The 14,033-nt window shown below is 50.7% G+C and carries 19 protein-coding genes; 7 read left to right on the top strand and 12 right to left on the bottom strand.

Translation table 11 applies throughout. The features are described from left to right. Positions 1-10: 10 nt before the first annotated feature. A complete protein-coding gene (locus ACTHUE_RS00350; RefSeq protein WP_063075548.1) occupies positions 11-808 on the bottom strand; it encodes a GPO family capsid scaffolding protein in 798 nt (265 codons plus the stop codon). Between the two features lie 115 nt (positions 809-923). Between ACTHUE_RS00350 and ACTHUE_RS00345 the strand changes: the two genes are divergently transcribed. Further along, on the top strand, positions 924-2,789 hold the full coding sequence (locus tag ACTHUE_RS00345) for a terminase large subunit domain-containing protein (RefSeq protein WP_440398547.1): 1,866 nt from the start codon (positions 924-926) through the stop codon (positions 2,787-2,789). 9 nt (positions 2,790-2,798) lie between these two features. Next, positions 2,799-3,821 carry a phage portal protein gene (locus tag ACTHUE_RS00340; RefSeq protein WP_063075549.1) on the top strand — a complete coding sequence of 341 codons (1,023 nt, stop codon included), beginning with the start codon at positions 2,799-2,801 and terminating at the stop codon, positions 3,819-3,821. 35 nt (positions 3,822-3,856) lie between these two features. Here the strand turns inward: ACTHUE_RS00340 and ACTHUE_RS00335 are convergent, their stop codons facing one another. The 9 genes from ACTHUE_RS00335 to ACTHUE_RS00295 all read right to left on the bottom strand — a co-directional run bounded on the left by ACTHUE_RS00335 (position 3,857) and on the right by ACTHUE_RS00295 (position 8,463). Further along, a complete protein-coding gene (locus ACTHUE_RS00335) occupies positions 3,857-4,048 on the bottom strand; it encodes a hypothetical protein (protein ID WP_063075550.1) in 192 nt (63 codons plus the stop codon). Between the two features lie 46 nt (positions 4,049-4,094). Then, the gene (locus tag ACTHUE_RS00330; protein ID WP_440392574.1) at positions 4,095-6,449 is read right to left on the bottom strand and encodes a replication endonuclease; all 2,355 of its coding nucleotides are present in this window, start codon (positions 6,447-6,449) and stop codon (positions 4,095-4,097) included. A gap of 46 nt (positions 6,450-6,495) precedes the next feature. Continuing rightward, positions 6,496-6,630 (bottom strand): hypothetical protein, encoded by a 135-nt coding sequence (locus ACTHUE_RS00325; protein ID WP_283122235.1) that lies wholly within the window; start codon positions 6,628-6,630, stop codon positions 6,496-6,498. Continuing rightward, positions 6,627-6,821 (bottom strand): hypothetical protein, encoded by a 195-nt coding sequence (locus tag ACTHUE_RS00320; protein ID WP_063075552.1) that lies wholly within the window; start codon positions 6,819-6,821, stop codon positions 6,627-6,629. The genes ACTHUE_RS00325 and ACTHUE_RS00320 overlap by 4 nt, the downstream gene beginning before the upstream one ends. A gap of 23 nt (positions 6,822-6,844) precedes the next feature. After that, on the bottom strand, positions 6,845-7,312 hold the full coding sequence (locus ACTHUE_RS00315) for a hypothetical protein (protein WP_063075553.1): 468 nt from the start codon (positions 7,310-7,312) through the stop codon (positions 6,845-6,847). Between the two features lie 12 nt (positions 7,313-7,324). Beyond that, on the bottom strand, positions 7,325-7,627 hold the full coding sequence (locus ACTHUE_RS00310; protein WP_159068341.1) for an ogr/Delta-like zinc finger family protein: 303 nt from the start codon (positions 7,625-7,627) through the stop codon (positions 7,325-7,327). After that, positions 7,605-7,904, bottom strand: coding sequence for a hypothetical protein (locus ACTHUE_RS00305; protein ID WP_063075555.1), 300 nt, complete (start codon positions 7,902-7,904; stop codon positions 7,605-7,607). Before ACTHUE_RS00305 ends, ACTHUE_RS00310 begins: the two co-directional genes overlap by 23 nt. Before the next feature lie 91 nt (positions 7,905-7,995). Further along, the gene (locus ACTHUE_RS00300; protein ID WP_063075556.1) at positions 7,996-8,208 is read right to left on the bottom strand and encodes a hypothetical protein; all 213 of its coding nucleotides are present in this window, start codon (positions 8,206-8,208) and stop codon (positions 7,996-7,998) included. Positions 8,209-8,268: 60 nt separating this feature from the next. After that, positions 8,269-8,463, bottom strand: coding sequence for a transcriptional regulator (locus tag ACTHUE_RS00295; RefSeq protein WP_063075557.1), 195 nt, complete (start codon positions 8,461-8,463; stop codon positions 8,269-8,271). 111 nt (positions 8,464-8,574) lie between these two features. On the opposite strand from ACTHUE_RS00295, the gene ACTHUE_RS00290 reads away from it, so the two are divergent. From ACTHUE_RS00290 to ACTHUE_RS00270, 5 genes are all read left to right on the top strand, one after another. Continuing rightward, positions 8,575-9,243 carry a S24 family peptidase gene (locus tag ACTHUE_RS00290; RefSeq protein WP_107792098.1) on the top strand — a complete coding sequence of 223 codons (669 nt, stop codon included), beginning with the start codon at positions 8,575-8,577 and terminating at the stop codon, positions 9,241-9,243. 101 nt (positions 9,244-9,344) lie between these two features. Next, on the top strand, positions 9,345-9,890 hold the full coding sequence (locus tag ACTHUE_RS00285; protein ID WP_063075558.1) for a hypothetical protein: 546 nt from the start codon (positions 9,345-9,347) through the stop codon (positions 9,888-9,890). Further along, positions 9,880-10,524 carry a TerB family tellurite resistance protein gene (locus tag ACTHUE_RS00280; RefSeq protein ID WP_063075559.1) on the top strand — a complete coding sequence of 215 codons (645 nt, stop codon included), beginning with the start codon at positions 9,880-9,882 and terminating at the stop codon, positions 10,522-10,524. The genes ACTHUE_RS00285 and ACTHUE_RS00280 overlap by 11 nt, the downstream gene beginning before the upstream one ends. Beyond that, positions 10,524-11,366, top strand: coding sequence for a sensor histidine kinase (locus tag ACTHUE_RS00275; RefSeq protein WP_063075560.1), 843 nt, complete (start codon positions 10,524-10,526; stop codon positions 11,364-11,366). Before ACTHUE_RS00280 ends, ACTHUE_RS00275 begins: the two co-directional genes overlap by 1 nt. Continuing rightward, positions 11,359-12,276 carry a response regulator gene (locus tag ACTHUE_RS00270; RefSeq protein WP_063075561.1) on the top strand — a complete coding sequence of 306 codons (918 nt, stop codon included), beginning with the start codon at positions 11,359-11,361 and terminating at the stop codon, positions 12,274-12,276. The genes ACTHUE_RS00275 and ACTHUE_RS00270 overlap by 8 nt, the downstream gene beginning before the upstream one ends. Positions 12,277-12,332: 56 nt before the next feature. Here the strand turns inward: ACTHUE_RS00270 and ACTHUE_RS00265 are convergent, their stop codons facing one another. Both ACTHUE_RS00265 and ACTHUE_RS00260 read right to left on the bottom strand, forming a co-directional pair. Next, positions 12,333-13,574 carry a contractile injection system protein, VgrG/Pvc8 family gene (locus tag ACTHUE_RS00265; protein ID WP_063075562.1) on the bottom strand — a complete coding sequence of 414 codons (1,242 nt, stop codon included), beginning with the start codon at positions 13,572-13,574 and terminating at the stop codon, positions 12,333-12,335. A gap of 1 nt (position 13,575) precedes the next feature. Further along, positions 13,576-14,025, bottom strand: coding sequence for a phage tail protein (locus ACTHUE_RS00260; protein WP_063075563.1), 450 nt, complete (start codon positions 14,023-14,025; stop codon positions 13,576-13,578). Positions 14,026-14,033: the final 8 nt, after the last annotated feature.

Genomic DNA, 14,033 nt, shown 5'->3' with positions numbered 1-14,033 from the left:
TTACCTTTTCTTAAAATTCGGAAGCAGGGGTTGTATTCGCGCCGGTATGCGGCTCTGCCTGATTGATCGGAGCGGATTCAATAGCGGCCTTAAAGGCATCGAATTCTTTGCGCAGGGCAGTGTAGTCATCGGCGAGTTTTTGGGTAATTTGGGCAGACTGCTCCAATTCTTTGTTCAGGTCGGCAAAGGCTTGGGTGTAGTCGTTTTTTTCTGTTTCGACAGGGGCGGGATCTGATTTCTTATTGAACATTTTGTCGTGGAGGGCGGCAAAAAAGCCTTTTTTCTCGTGTTGGGGTTGGTTGGCAGGTTGGGTCATTGGCAGGCTTTCCATTTCGGTGTAGGCGGCGGTGTAGTTGGTGTCTTCCGGATTGAGCTGACGGAACTTGAGCATAGTCGTACCAAGAGATGCAGGGCTGTCCGTCATCGCAAGGCCGACCAGATAAGCTTTGCCGGTGTCGGCGAATGGCTTCATGATTTCCATGGATGTATAGACTTTTTCGCGCTCTTTGATGTAGCCCAACATTTTTTCAGTAGGGTCGATGCGAGCGTAAAGGCGGGTAATACCGTCTGAAGTCTCTGCTTTCAGCTCGAGGACGTCCCCCAGGCCTGAATAGTCGTTTTTGGGAGAATATGGGCGGTAATGCTCAAGGTTGATGCGTGCGCCGTAGATTTGTGGGTCGTAAGCTTCTGCGGCGGCGATGAGGTCGGCTGATTCGATCGTTCGACCGTCGGCAGTTGCACCGGATTTGCCGATGCAGAACCATCGGTCGCTGAATTTTTCGGTGGAATTTTTGGCGGATTTATTCATGCGTATGCGCTCGGGTGTTTGTCCGTTTTATTTTGGCATTTACGGAAAAGACGGCAAGCGACAGGGGTTTTAGGTGGGTTTTTCAAGTCATGCGGCACGGGTAGGATTGGCATTTTTGCCCGAAAATCGGGTATTGCCGCTATTTTTTGAAGACATGGAAAAACGTCAGAATATTGAAATTGCCCAAAATATCGACCCGCGCCTTGTTGCGCGGTCTCTTTACTGGCAGGGATGGAAAATTACCGCCATCGGGCGGCATTTGGGACTGAAGCCCGCCACGGTACATTCTTGGAAGCAACGGGAAAACTGGGATGGCGGAACACCGATGCAGCGTGTTGCCTCATCTATTGAAGCGCGCCTGATCCAACTCGTCAACCTGCCGAACAAATCAGACGGCGTTTACAAAGAAATGCGCCAACTTTCCGCATTAATGGGCGGCGAAGGCAAAAGGCCGTCTGAAAAATCGGAAACGCCGAAAAACAACCGATTTGACGGCGCAGACAAGCCGCCTTTTGACAGCGTGCCGACCATAGATCGCCCACCGCGTGAACGTACCGAGCGCACCGAACGCAGCCGCACCCGCTCCGTCGAAAAACCGCCGAAAAACTATATCGCACCCGAGCAGCAGCAGCGCATGGTTGAGATTTTTGAAGAGCAGTGTTTCGATTATCAGCGGTATTGGGGCGAGATTTATCGGACGCACCGTTTTCGAAATATCTTAAAAAGCCGCCAAATCGGCGCGACTTTCTATTTTGCCCGCGAAGCCTTCCTAACCAGCCTAAAAACGGGCATCAACTCCATTTTCCTGTCTGCGTCCCGCGCACAGGCCTATCAGTTCAAGCAATACATCCTCAACCTCTGCAAGATGGTCGATGTCGAGCTTAAAGGCGGGGATGTGATTTCTTTGCACAATGGCGCGGAACTGCATTTTTTAGGCACCAATTCACGGACGGCACAAGGTCGCAACGGTAACTTGTACGTCGACGAATACTTCTGGATTCCCGATTTCGAGCGGTTGCAAACACTGGCCGAGCCGATGGCGAGTCAAAAGCACCTGAAGACGACCTATTTCTCCACGCCGTCATCCGAAGGCCACCCCGCTTATTGTTTTTGGTCGGGCGCGATGTTTAACGAAGGCCGCCCTCGAAGCGAGCATATCAAGCTCGATTTGAGTCATGCCGCTTTAAAAAACGGTCGTCAGGATGCCGACGCGCAATGGCGGCAAATCGTTACGATTCATGATGCGCAGGAGTCGGGCTGCAACCTCTTCGATATTGATTATCTGCGCCAGCGCAACTCGCCCGACAAGTTCGCACAGCTCTTTGAGTGTCAATTCGTCCCGGACGGCGAGGGCGTGTTTCACTTTGCCGACCTGCAAGCCTGCGGTGTCGAATCGTGGGATTGGACTTGGTACAAACCTGACATGATGCGTCCGGCGGGGAATATCCCCGTATGGATAGGCTACGACCCGAGCTATACCGGCGACGCGTCCGGCTTGGTGGTCGCCGTCCCGCCGCAACGCAACGGCGAACCATTCCGAATTTTAGAAACACACATGATTAACGGGGCGGATTTCGAATCACAGGCCCAAATCATTCGCGGCATGACGGAGAAATTCAACGTTACCAAAATCGTCATCGACGCAAACGGTATCGGCGCGGCGGTGTACGACCTTGTTAAAAAATTCTACCCGCCCGCCATCGGCATGACCTACACGCCCGACATTAAAGGGATGATGGTTTTAAAAACGCAGAACCTGCTCAAAAACAAACGTATCGAGTGGGACGCGGGCAAAATTGATTTGCAGATGGCGTTTATGTCCGTCCGACGCGCAATTACCGCCAGCGGACGGAACATCACTTACGAATCGACGCGCAGCCAAGCTGCCAGTCATGGCGACTTGGCTTGGGCAGCGATGATGTTGTTTTATCAAGAGCCGTTGGACAATGTTGTCAGCGGACGATTTGAGATTGATAGTTAAAGGATTTTTATGTCTGATTTAAATTCGACAGGCAATGAACCACGTACAGATTTAGAGATTTTCAGTTGGGGCTACGACGAGCGTTTGTCTTGGCTCGGTGCGGCGTGGGAGTGTACCGACAACGGCCATTATTATGAACTGCCCGTCAATCAGGAGGACTTGATTGGTTTACTCCGAGTAGGTGTACATCATTCGTCTGCGCTACATTGCAAACTGAACGTCCTAACTTCCACATTCGAACCAACCAAGCTTTTGAGCCGCGCCGAATTTAAAAAGCTGGCATTTAATTTCCTAGTCACCGGCAACGGCTATCTGGCGGCGGAGCGCAACCGATTCGGCAAGGTCTTGGGATTTAAAAACCGACTGTCCGTCTATATGCGCCGCTCTTCGAAAAAATACGACAAAGACGGCTATTTCTACCTGCGCGACCATGTTTTCGAGACTTCGGACTTTATCCCGAAATCAGATATTATTCATTTGATGCAACCGGATTTGGTGCAGGAGATTTACGGCATCCCCGATTATTTAGCGGGTTTAAGTTCGGCAGAGCTTAACCACTCGGCCACGACATTCAGACGGCGCTACTACGACAACGGCAGCCATGCAGGCTTTATCGTGTACGCAACCGACAACAATATGAATAACGATGACTGGAATAATCTCAAGGACCAATTTAAAAAAGCGCAACGCGAAGGCAATTTCCGCAATGTCTTTTTGCGCTCGCCTGACGGTAAACCTGAAGGTATCAAATTGATTCCGATTTCAGAGGTCGCCGCCAAGGATGAATTTTTAAATATTAAAGGAGTAACCTCTCAAGATATGCTGACAATACACCGCGTGCCTCCTTCATTGATGGGGGTCGTCCCGACGGCGGCGGGCGGCTTGGGTGATGCCCGGACGGCGGCGGAAGTATTCGCCGCGAATGAAATCGAGCCGATACAGGCGGCGTTTCTCGAAGCAAACGACGCATTCGGCGCGGAGGTTTTTAAATTTAAGCCGTACACTTTGGCAACGGCCAAGGTGGAGAAATAGGATAAGGCCGTCTGAAACTTTTCAGACGGCCTTTTTTATTTGGCGAAGTACTCATCCCTCATTCTGATAACATCATCCTTCTTATAGAGGTTGTCCCGCCCTAGCAGCTTCGGCTGCGGTATCAGCCCCGCCCGGCGGCGCGCCCAAATGGTTGTCGTGGACGGCGGCTTTTTGCCCGGTATTGTCCATAGTTTTTTCACTTCATCCAACGTGATGTATTCACCCATTTTTGTTCCTTTCCTGTTGGTCAGTTTCGGTTAATCAATTTGTCATTCAGTTTCGGTTAATCAATTTGTCATTCATCGCCTGCGACGCTTTAATGGCGGCGCGGGCAGATTCGATGGCGCTTTCAACGGTGTCGTACTGCGGCTTGGTGTAGCGGACGGTTTTGGCGCGGATATTGGCTTCGTTTGCGGCCTTGATGGCGGCGAAGTCAAAAATAGGTTCTTGCGGAGTCAGTCCGCTGACGAGCGGACGGCGTAGTTTTTCAATACTGCGGATGTATTCGCGGTAGTTTCTTTGTTTTTTGCTGGCTGATTCGCTATGGAAGGCATTATCTTTCGCCGCTTTTTCGATTTTTTCGCGGGTTTCACGGCTCATGTATCTCAGCTCTTCGATATTGTCTAAATCGAGCATGTCTTTTTTATATTCTTTCGCCAATTCAGGACTTAAACCTGTCTGAACTAAATCAACGGCGGTTTGCACCGAAAATCCGTGTTTCCAAATAAGCCATTCTACAGGCTCGGTTTTTTCTAGGTCGGCCAGGGTTGCAGCTGCTGGGCGATTGATTAAATTTTGCGCAGATTCGGGGTCGAATTTCATTTTCGTAGAGTTATTGACACAAGTCCAAGCGGCGGCAGTGCCGCCGTTTTTTTTCAAAACCCACGAATGGATGCGCGAAATTTCGACGCGCCCGGTGGCTTTTTCGTAAACGCCCATGATGCGGTCGGCATGGATTTCACCGTAGCAGTTCAGCTCTTTCGCCTCTTCGCGGTACAGTCCGAGACGGACGTTTTTGCGCGATACGGACTCGCCACCCAAAAGGACGGTAAAACGCATCCAGTCGCCCATGTCGGCAGCCTGTTGGGCAAGCATTAAAAGGTCGTCTGAAGCGTCTGGGTTGATTCGGCGCAGCTCGCGCCAAATGGTAACGGGGCAGCCGCCGATTTGCTGGAACTGGCGGATACCGTGATGACTTGCCCATGCGTCCACGCGGACGGCGGTTTCTGCCATGCTCAACAGCGCGTCAGACTCATAGTCAACGCCCAAGCCTTCGCCGCTTTGACTTTTGCCGTCGATGTTTTTGGCGATATATTTGGCGATATAACCGGCAGCCGAGCCGCGCGCCCAGTTGATGGCTTCAAAGTCAACGCGGGTAGAGGCGGGGCTTTGCTTCCAAAATTTAAAATATTTGGATTCCCAGAATTTCGCCTCGGTTTTCAGACCGGCGCGAATGGCGGCGAGCGTAGGCGCGCTGCCTTGTTTTGCACGGATTTTTGCTTGGATTCGGCGGGCTTCCGCGTCCGCTTCTTTCGCAGTCGCCAAGTATTTCAAACCCAGCTCTTCGCGGTTTTCTCGGCAAGCGTGTTTTGCCACGACGCGGCGGAAGGTAAGGCGGTGTTGCTCTTCCATGAAGACAAGGCCGTGCCAGTGCGGCGTACCGTCATGATGCGGCTCGGCAACGCGGAAACCGTAGATTTTGATTTTCAGACGGCCTAATTCCGCACAGACACGCGCCCATACTTTATTTAAGTATTCCTGCGCCTGCGTCGGCGTTTCGCCGCTGAATTTCTCGTTTGGCTTGCCAAAGTGGTGCATACGGTGCATGCGGGAAGGGCAGGTAATCGTAAAAAATTCGCCGACGTGGTTTTTCAGACGGGCGATTTCCTCGAAGCCGCGAATACGCACCATCAATTCGGCGCGACGCAGGGCGGGATTAGATACAGAGACTTCAGACAAGGCCTCGAGCGTGAATTCTTGCCCCAGCTCATTGATGGCAATCATGGTTTGCAACATGGCAAGATTGCGACGCTTTTGAGACAAGCGGCGGAAAACCGCTTCATCAGAGGCATAAAGCCCCGTTTTACGGGATACAAAGCCAGCCTCGCGGCGGTAGCGTTCGGCAGCGCGCGCGAAAATGCGGCGAAGCTGGCGACGCCAGAATTTAGGGGCTTGCAGGCGGGCTTCGATGGCTTCGGGGATTTTGTCCTTGAATACTTTTTGGGTATCGATGCCGTATTCGGCGGCGGCATAGTGGATCAGACCGGTGAGGCTCCAGCCGATACGTTTTTTAAAATAGATGTCCTTGGCTGCGCTATCGGCAAGACCGCGGATGTCGTCGTCCGAAGCATCTAAACCTGCCGAACGGACGGCGGGCGGCAAAACGGTCAGATTGTCGAGCAGGGTTTTCAGACCGTCTTCGGCGCGAACACGCGCGGCGGCTGGCTGAATGCCGCTGTCCAACTGACGGACGATTAAATCGTTAAAGAACGAACGCGCTTTTGACGCCTCGGCAGGTTTCAGGCTTTCAAAGCCTTCGCGCAACACGGGCGGAAGCAGCAAAAAGGCTTCGGCGGCGTAGTCTTGCTGCGCCGCCTTTGCATTTGCTGTTTGAATTGATATGCCCATGATTTGTCCTGCCTAGTAAGTGGCGGGCTTCAGCCCGCCCTATGTCTCAATAATTAAAATAATCTTGGATTCTTTCTTCGATTTCCGCGTCCAGCTTTTTCTGCTCGATTTTGTAGTCCACATAGAGCCAAACGCCGAGCGCGGCGATAAAAACAATGCCGATGACTGCGAAGATACTCATTGCCCCACCTCATGCGGGATTTCAGCGTCTCCGCCCATATGGTCGAATGTCGGCGATTCGTAAACGCAGACTGGGTCAGTTGCGGGCAGCGTTTGCGGCTGTTCCGCAATGTTTCCGTGGGTCGAACCAAGCATAAAATAAGATGCGGCGAGCATCAGGGCGAGGATGATGTAGCGGATTTTGATTTTCATGATGTTTCCTTGTTTGGTCGGGTTCAGGCAGCCTTAAGGTCGTCTGAAACTGGGTTTACTTTCATTTTTCTGCCGGCATATACCGCGCGGGCTATTTTTTCGTCTATGCCTTCAAGCTGTCTGGCGGCTTCGGAAAGCTGGAGAACCGGCAAGCCCAAGCTGTACACTACGTTTTGCTGATTCAACATATTGCCCAGTCGGGCGATTTCCTTTATCAACCGCTGGCTATCTTCCAGAGCCTTGCTTTGCTCCGGTGTAACCAGCCAACTTCTGACGACTTCGGCATCGTTGTAAGCCGCCAACGGCTGACGGCCTGTATTTCGTTCCAAGAGCGCGTCGCGCTCCAAGCCGTTCATGATTTTTGCGTTTTCAGTTTTACTGCTTGCCAGCTTTTTGCCGATATTCCACATGGCGCGGGCTTGGGCTTTGGTTCTAAAAAAGCGAACCCGCTGCGGTGCCGACTTCCACGTCGGGACGATTTCGCCGTTCATTTTTCTTTCCCTTTACAACAAATTTCTCTGACTGCTGCCGCCGTGTTGTTCGATGATTTCGTCTGCCGTCATCTGCGGTGGCACCAAGGCGGGGTTTTGATGCAGCGGGCTGGGCGGGGAAATGGTTTTGATGACTTCCGTCGATGCCACGCCCGACCAGCCGCACGAAGCATTCAGGCATTGAATCGAGCTATAACGGAGGCGGTCTGTCATCTTCCGACTCGCCGTTACCTTGCAGCGGCTGCCGCAGCAAGGGCAGGTAATCTGTACCCGCATATTTCCGTGTTCCGCCTTACTGATGTTGCGCTGCGCCATTTTCATTTCTCCGTTTCAGGTCTGCCGATGCGTCTTCAAAGGCACGCAGATACATTTCCGCATATTCCAAGGCAGCTTCGGCGGCAAATTCGCTCAATGACTTATTCGCCGCGCAGGCCGCCGATTCCATCAGGTCAAGCTCTTCGCCGAAAAATTTGACCTCGACGGCGGCAGTGGCTAGTTCTTCCGGCGCGCTTGTTTTGGGGCAGGGTTCGGCGTGGACGTGTTGTTTGAGAGACAGTCTGCCTTCGATTTTGTGAATACAGTTTTGACACATGACGTTTCCTTTTTGGGTTGATGCCGACTGTCCGGCGGGTCAAGCGTCTTTCCGCTTTGTCATCACTCCGTTACACCGTTCAGGTTAAATATTAGACGGGGCGGATGAAATTCCACGGATGGGCACTCAGTCCGGAAGCGCATGCGTCGTAATAGTTACCGCCAAACACTTCTTCGTTACCGTTCAGCCATACAATCAGGTGCTTTTTGGTTTTCCCGCGCCCTTTGACAAAGATTCGCCCTACCGTGCTTTCCTGATTTGTATTCCAATCATTCATTCTCATAACATTTGCAACATGTTTCATTTTTCTACTCCTTGGTTGGGGTTGATGCCGTCTGAAATTATTCAGTCTTTCAAAAGTAAATTATAAAAATACGTCTGGTCTTAAATCTTCCCGCCGAACTCCATACCCAAGCTTCTCAATTTCAACTGCAATTTCAGCTGGCATTTTATTGCGACCCTTTACCCAACTATTTACAGTGGAACGTTTTTTTCCAAGTTTTTCGGCTAATGCTGCTTGACCGCCAGCAGCTTTGATTGCTTTTTCTAGGTAATTCATAACATCTCCTTAATTTTGAGAAAGTATATTTTAAATAACCTGAAAAGTAAACTTTTAGTAGCCGTTTTTTGTCTATTTAAAATTTACAATGCTGAAAACATGGAGAATTTTATGACTTACGATTTGGCAAAATGGGCTACTGAGGCAAGAAAAGCAGCTGGGATGACTCAAGAGGACTTTGCACTTGAGCTTGGCTTCTCAACTAAAGCCAGCGTTAATGCAATAGAAAAAGGACGAAACAAGCCAACTTTTGAAACGATGGTAAAAATATCTAAAATTTCAGGATTCCCTTTGCCTTATCAGGAAGTCTCCCAAACAAAAGTACTGTCTGAAGATTCAGACAGCCTCGCTGACGACCGCATACGTTTTGAGCGGTTGGACGTGGTTGCCGCGCTTGGAGACGGCTACATCAACAACGAAGCAGTGGAGGTGGTCGATTTCGTCCATGTCGATAAAGCATGGGCGCGCGAAAAACTCGGCGGCAACCTATCCCGTATCCAAGTCATCACGGCACGCGGCGATTCCATGCAAGGCACCATCGAGGACGGCGACGTACTCTTCGTCGATACCTCCGTCCACTCATTCGAAGGAGAGGGCATTTACCTCCTGTCCTTCGCAGACGGCCTAAAAGCCAAACGCCTGCAAGCCTCCGTTGGCGGCGGCCTGCTGGTCATCAGCGACAACCCGTTATACAGAACGGAAACCATCGAAGGCGATGGACTGGAAAAATTAACCATCTGCGGCAAAGTCCGCGGCGCATGGCATTTGTCGGGATTTTGATTTGAATTTTGTGAATCGGCTCAATTCACGGTAAGTTTTGGAAGGTGCGGCCGTTGGTTTTTTTGGATATTTAGTGATTTTGTTTATTAGGGAAGTGCAATATGGGAAAACAAAGTGGTCAACAGGCTGACAGGCAAGACGGTGTGAAATTGGACTTGCAAGAACTGCACTCACGGCAAATTCAATTGAAGCAGACCGTGCAAGAGAATATCGATGCTGTGCTGGCACTGCTAGCACTGGTCGATATTGAACCGGTAACGCGGACGCGGAATTTGAGATACAACCAAATTATTAAATCAGCGCTCGCTCTGAACGGGGTTGATTTGTCAGTAACAGATGACGAAGAGGCGGAAGCAGGGGCTGAATCAGACAAAAATAAAGGCGAATTCCAAACCGCCGCAGACAAACCTGAAAAATTGTTGCTCAAATTCGGGCAGGAATTTTTAGGCGGTCTGATTCGGAAAGATTTTAAAGCCGCACTCGCTGCTGCCCGAAACCTTGATTTTGAACGCCGCCTCCATTGGGCAGCTTGTTCGGGCGCGATATTAGTCTACGGGCGGAACGACGCGGGCAAACAGAAACTGACACCGTCTGAATTATCTCTTCATAACATGGTTAAAAAAGAATGGCTTTACGATGAAAGATAAACCTGTACTGCTGCCTGTCGGCGGTAGTTTTGAAATTGAATATGTCAATGCTGAAGGAATCGGAAGCAGACGGGTTATCGATGTCCGCAAGTTTGTTGCCAATCTTTCAGACGGTTATGTGCAGGCGTTTTGCCATGAGCGGAAAATGGTCAGGACGTTTAAATATCAGTCGATTATGGGACTGGTGGATTTGGAAACCGGCGAAGTTGTCGAACCTTCGCTTTTCAGACGGCGTTTGCAGGAACGGTATGAAGAGGCTCCCGAACGGCAGATGGATTTTTTTATTCGGGAGATGAAGCCGATTGTGGATGTGTTGGTTTATATCGCGTACTGCGACGGGAGATATGCGCCGTCTGAACAGCGGTATATCGCGCAATGGCTGACGGACAAATCGGAAATGGGCGATGATTTCCTCGCTTATTCGCTTGGCGTTATGAAGTCTTGGCCCGTGCCGGATTCTATGGATTTTTCTTTTGCTATCCGTGCTATTAATCAGCGTTTCCCCGATTGGCGTGATTCGGTGCTGGAATATGCGCGCAATGTCGCAAAAGCAGACAGAAAGGTTACAGATGAGGAAACGAACCAGTTGGAAAAGCTGGAAAGGTTGTTTGATGTTTTTAGGGAGAAAGCGTGATGACGGATTCAAAAGGCTTGTTTCCGCTGCCTCAATACCGTAAACCCGTAAAAAAGATGAGCAACGGGCGGCGGGCAATCATAAAAGAATTGGATGCTTTACAGAAAACGGTAAACAGCAATACGCTTCTCATCGAGACACTGCAACGGAATATGGCGGCAACAGAGGAATCTCATAATCTGCATATTGCCGCGCTGTCTAATTTCCTCGGCCATGATATGAAAAACTGTATTCAAAACATGGATGTCATCTTGACAAGCTATAGGGCGGACGAGATTACTGAGGGGCATTTGGAAAGTCTGCGGGTACAGTTGGACATGATTCGGGAGGTAATGGGCAATTTTGCGCAGCTTGTGCCGCACGGGCGGGACGGGATTTTCAAGGTCAACAGCCTGATTGGCGCGACGGAGGCTTTGACTCGTTCGATGCTGGAGGAAAACGGGGTTTTGTTCACGAAGGAATTGCTGGAAGACATCGATTTGCGGACTAAATATCCTTTTCATTCGTTGCTTCAGGTATTCAGTAATCTGATTATTAATGCCTGCCGCCATTTGCGGGATTTCGAGCGGCGCGAGGTGTTGTTTGCGGTTGACATCGATCAGGAAAACCATGAGCTTTTCTTTTCGGTTTACGATACGGGCGCAGCTGTTGAGCAAATCTGTCTCGACAAAATCTTCGATTATGGATACTCTACTACGGAAGGTAGCGGCATCGGACTTTACCATGCACGTTATATTTGTGAATTGTTGAAGGGAACGGTTGAATGTGTGCCGTCAGACAGGGCGGAATATTCGAAGCGTTTCCTGATTACCCTGCCTTTTATAGGATTGGACGATGTATAAGCATATTTTTGTTATCGATGATGAAAAGATTCAGGCCGACGGGCTGGCAAAACAGCTTAATGAGCGTATGGGCGGGAATGGATATGTGTTCGAGCCTTTGAGCGGCGAACATGAGATTATGCAGGCAGTTGCCGACCGCTTCTGCTCGCTGGCGATTGTGGATCTGCGGATGGATGATTATCCGTTCAACGGCTTGGAAATATGCCGCCGTATCTTGGAAAACAATCCTCTGGCGAAGGTTATTATCGTGTCGGCATGGCTGCCGGAGTTTTTAACGGCGATGCAGGACCTGATGACTTCTGGCAGCGTGTTGGCGGTGTCGGAGAAAAAATCGATGGCGGAATGGGTGCCGGAATTGGAACGGACGGTTGCCGGTTATTTTGAAAAACGGGACGGTGAGTTTTCGGAAAACAGTAAGATGTTGCTGAATGCGTACAGTTCTGCCAAAAATGAAAAGGACCCGTTCCGCAAGGGTGTGTTGTTTGAGGACTTCCTTGTCAATCTTTTCGGACAGATCGGTTTTCAGTTTATTCGGAAACGGGTAACGGATGCGACTTCGGAAGTGGATTTGATTTTACGCAATGATATTGATGATGCGTTTTTAGCTAAATTCGGCAAGTATATTTTTGTGGAGGCAAAAAACCGTCCTTCCGCTCCTGTCGATAAGAATGATTTTTTGGCGTTTGTGTCCAAAATCGAATCCAGCAGCGGTCTGGCGGAACTTGGTATTATTGCGGCCAGCCATAAAATCGCTTCTACGGTCAGGCTGGAGGCTCTACGCACGTCGCATAAGAGTATGAAGGTTCTTCTGTTTGCCAATGATGAATTGACACGCCTGATTGTGGCGGATGATAAACGCTATGAGCTGAAGAAGCTGATTGACGAGCAGATTAAGGATGTGCCGTCTTGATGTTGGCTATGGATAAACAAGGTCGTCTGATTTTTTCAGACGACCTTTTGTTTTGGTCAGGGTTTGGAAACTGCGGCGGCAAAGTTTGGGCTGACTTCGCCTTCGTAGAGGACAATCGGTACGTCGATCAGGCTTTGGAGTTTGACGGCGGTCGTCAGTCCGTTGCCGTCGAGGGTGTGGACGGTTTCTTTTCCGACCCATTTCTCTGCGTCGATTTCGGGCTTGAATCCTTGTAGGGTTACGGGGCTTTCGGGGGCGACGTCGGGGCGGCCGATGGCTAGGGAAATATCGAATTCCATTGCGCCGCGTTTTAGTTTTTTGTACGCGGCGCGCGCGCCGGTGGCGGCGGTTTTGGGGCTTTGGTAGGTATGGCGCAGGGTTTTGATTTTTTTGCCGGCAGTATCCACCTGTTTGATTTCGGTTACTTCTTTGGTGGTGGTTTTGTGGGTTTTGCCGTCTTTGCGCTTGGTCTTGTATTTTTTGGTGGTGGTAACGGTTTTTTTGACGGGGTCGTAGTTGTCTTCGGTAATGACGACTTCGTGCTTTTTACCTGTCTGTTTGTCGATGTAGTAGGCGCGGACGGCGTTGTAGCTTTCGGTATTGCTGTATCTGAATGCATATTGGTCACCGCTGTTGCGGGTAATCCTGATTGTGGGCAACGGCTGCCCGCCGGCGGTCGTGGCTTCGCCTGATGAAACAAACAGGAGGCGGCCGTGTTTGACTGTTGCGATGGCGTCGTAGCGTTCGGCAAGGCGCGACAAGAAGGCGGCGTCGGATTCGTTGCTCTGGTCGATGTGGTCGATTTTTTCGTCTTGGTAGGCTTTGCCGATGATTGGTGTGTAGCCGTTGGCGGCGGCAATGGATTCGATGATTTCTTTCAGGCTGGTTTTGTGCCAGCTTTTTTCTTTTGCCTCTGAAAATCGGTCTGATGTGTCGGCGGATTGGGCGGTGATGTGCAGGGTGTCGGGCGCGCCGCTCCAGCTTACTTCGGTTATTTTGTAGCTGCCTTTATCGACAATGCCTGTTTCGATGTAGCCCAGGGCGATGGTTATCTCGGCAGACTTCGGGGGCAGGGCGAGCTTGCCGTCGTGGTCGGACAGGCTGACGGTCAGTTCGTCCGCCTCGAAGCCGCTTTTGTCGGTCAGGCTGATGGAGATGATGCGGGAGAGAGCGTCGGTATTGAACGGCTTGCCGTTGATGGACAGCTTGGCGACGGGGGTTAGATGGTTGCCGCCGGTGTCGGTAATGGTGTTGAAGATTTTGACGGCTTGGTCTTTGATTTGGGTAAGTGCGGTCATGTCAGATTCCTGCAATGCTGCGGGCGATGGATACGCCAAGCTGAAGGGCTTTGCCTTTTAGTCCCAGCGGGCTGTCGGATACTTTTTTTAATTCTATGCTGAAGCTGATGGAACGGGCTTTGCCATCGTGCATGAGTTGGCTTCTGTCTTCTTTAATGGATGTGATGACGTATGCGCCCATTATTTGACCTGTGCCGAGGATGAGGTTGTATGGTTTTCCACGCTCTGCCATGAGGTGGAGCATGGCCAGGGAGGTGTCTCCCCCTGTGATTTCCGGCCTCATTTCGGCTGACAGGGTCAGGGTGTCAGTTTCCGGCCCTAGGTATTGGGTGGGATTAATACCGCCGCCGACGGTGGATTGATTTGGGTGCTTCCAGCCGCTTTGGCGGTTGATGGTTTGAAAGGGGATGGTACGGATGAGAAAGGGGAAGAATCCTAATGTGGCAAGCATGGTAGTGT

The sequence above is a fragment of the Neisseria sp. P0021.S005 genome (assembly GCF_051956955.1).
The sequence above is the reverse complement of the archived record's forward strand: the minus strand, read 5'-3'. Positions and strand labels throughout refer to the sequence as shown.

Excerpts from the sequence above, each read along its gene's own strand:
- ACTHUE_RS00260 (WP_063075563.1), bottom strand. The coding sequence starts at position 14,025 with ATGCTTGCCACATTAGGATTCTTCCCCTTTCTCATCCGTACCATCCCC.
- ACTHUE_RS00270 (WP_063075561.1), top strand. The coding sequence starts at position 11,359 with ATGTATAAGCATATTTTTGTTATCGATGATGAAAAGATTCAGGCCGAC.
- ACTHUE_RS00335 (WP_063075550.1), bottom strand. The coding sequence starts at position 4,048 with ATGGGTGAATACATCACGTTGGATGAAGTGAAAAAACTATGGACAATA.
- ACTHUE_RS00295 (WP_063075557.1), bottom strand. The coding sequence starts at position 8,463 with ATGAATTACCTAGAAAAAGCAATCAAAGCTGCTGGCGGTCAAGCAGCA.
- ACTHUE_RS00275 (WP_063075560.1), top strand. The coding sequence starts at position 10,524 with ATGACGGATTCAAAAGGCTTGTTTCCGCTGCCTCAATACCGTAAACCC.
- ACTHUE_RS00305 (WP_063075555.1), bottom strand. The coding sequence starts at position 7,904 with ATGTGTCAAAACTGTATTCACAAAATCGAAGGCAGACTGTCTCTCAAA.
- ACTHUE_RS00280 (WP_063075559.1), top strand. The coding sequence starts at position 9,880 with ATGAAAGATAAACCTGTACTGCTGCCTGTCGGCGGTAGTTTTGAAATT.
- ACTHUE_RS00290 (WP_107792098.1), top strand. The coding sequence starts at position 8,575 with ATGACTTACGATTTGGCAAAATGGGCTACTGAGGCAAGAAAAGCAGCT.
- ACTHUE_RS00350 (WP_063075548.1), bottom strand. The coding sequence starts at position 808 with ATGAATAAATCCGCCAAAAATTCCACCGAAAAATTCAGCGACCGATGG.
- ACTHUE_RS00310 (WP_159068341.1), bottom strand. The coding sequence starts at position 7,627 with ATGGCGCAGCGCAACATCAGTAAGGCGGAACACGGAAATATGCGGGTA.
- ACTHUE_RS00340 (WP_063075549.1), top strand. The coding sequence starts at position 2,799 with ATGTCTGATTTAAATTCGACAGGCAATGAACCACGTACAGATTTAGAG.
- ACTHUE_RS00265 (WP_063075562.1), bottom strand. The coding sequence starts at position 13,574 with ATGACCGCACTTACCCAAATCAAAGACCAAGCCGTCAAAATCTTCAAC.
- ACTHUE_RS00315 (WP_063075553.1), bottom strand. The coding sequence starts at position 7,312 with ATGAACGGCGAAATCGTCCCGACGTGGAAGTCGGCACCGCAGCGGGTT.
- ACTHUE_RS00300 (WP_063075556.1), bottom strand. The coding sequence starts at position 8,208 with ATGAAACATGTTGCAAATGTTATGAGAATGAATGATTGGAATACAAAT.
- ACTHUE_RS00320 (WP_063075552.1), bottom strand. The coding sequence starts at position 6,821 with ATGAAAATCAAAATCCGCTACATCATCCTCGCCCTGATGCTCGCCGCA.
- ACTHUE_RS00330 (WP_440392574.1), bottom strand. The coding sequence starts at position 6,449 with ATGGGCATATCAATTCAAACAGCAAATGCAAAGGCGGCGCAGCAAGAC.
- ACTHUE_RS00285 (WP_063075558.1), top strand. The coding sequence starts at position 9,345 with ATGGGAAAACAAAGTGGTCAACAGGCTGACAGGCAAGACGGTGTGAAA.
- ACTHUE_RS00325 (WP_283122235.1), bottom strand. The coding sequence starts at position 6,630 with ATGAGTATCTTCGCAGTCATCGGCATTGTTTTTATCGCCGCGCTCGGC.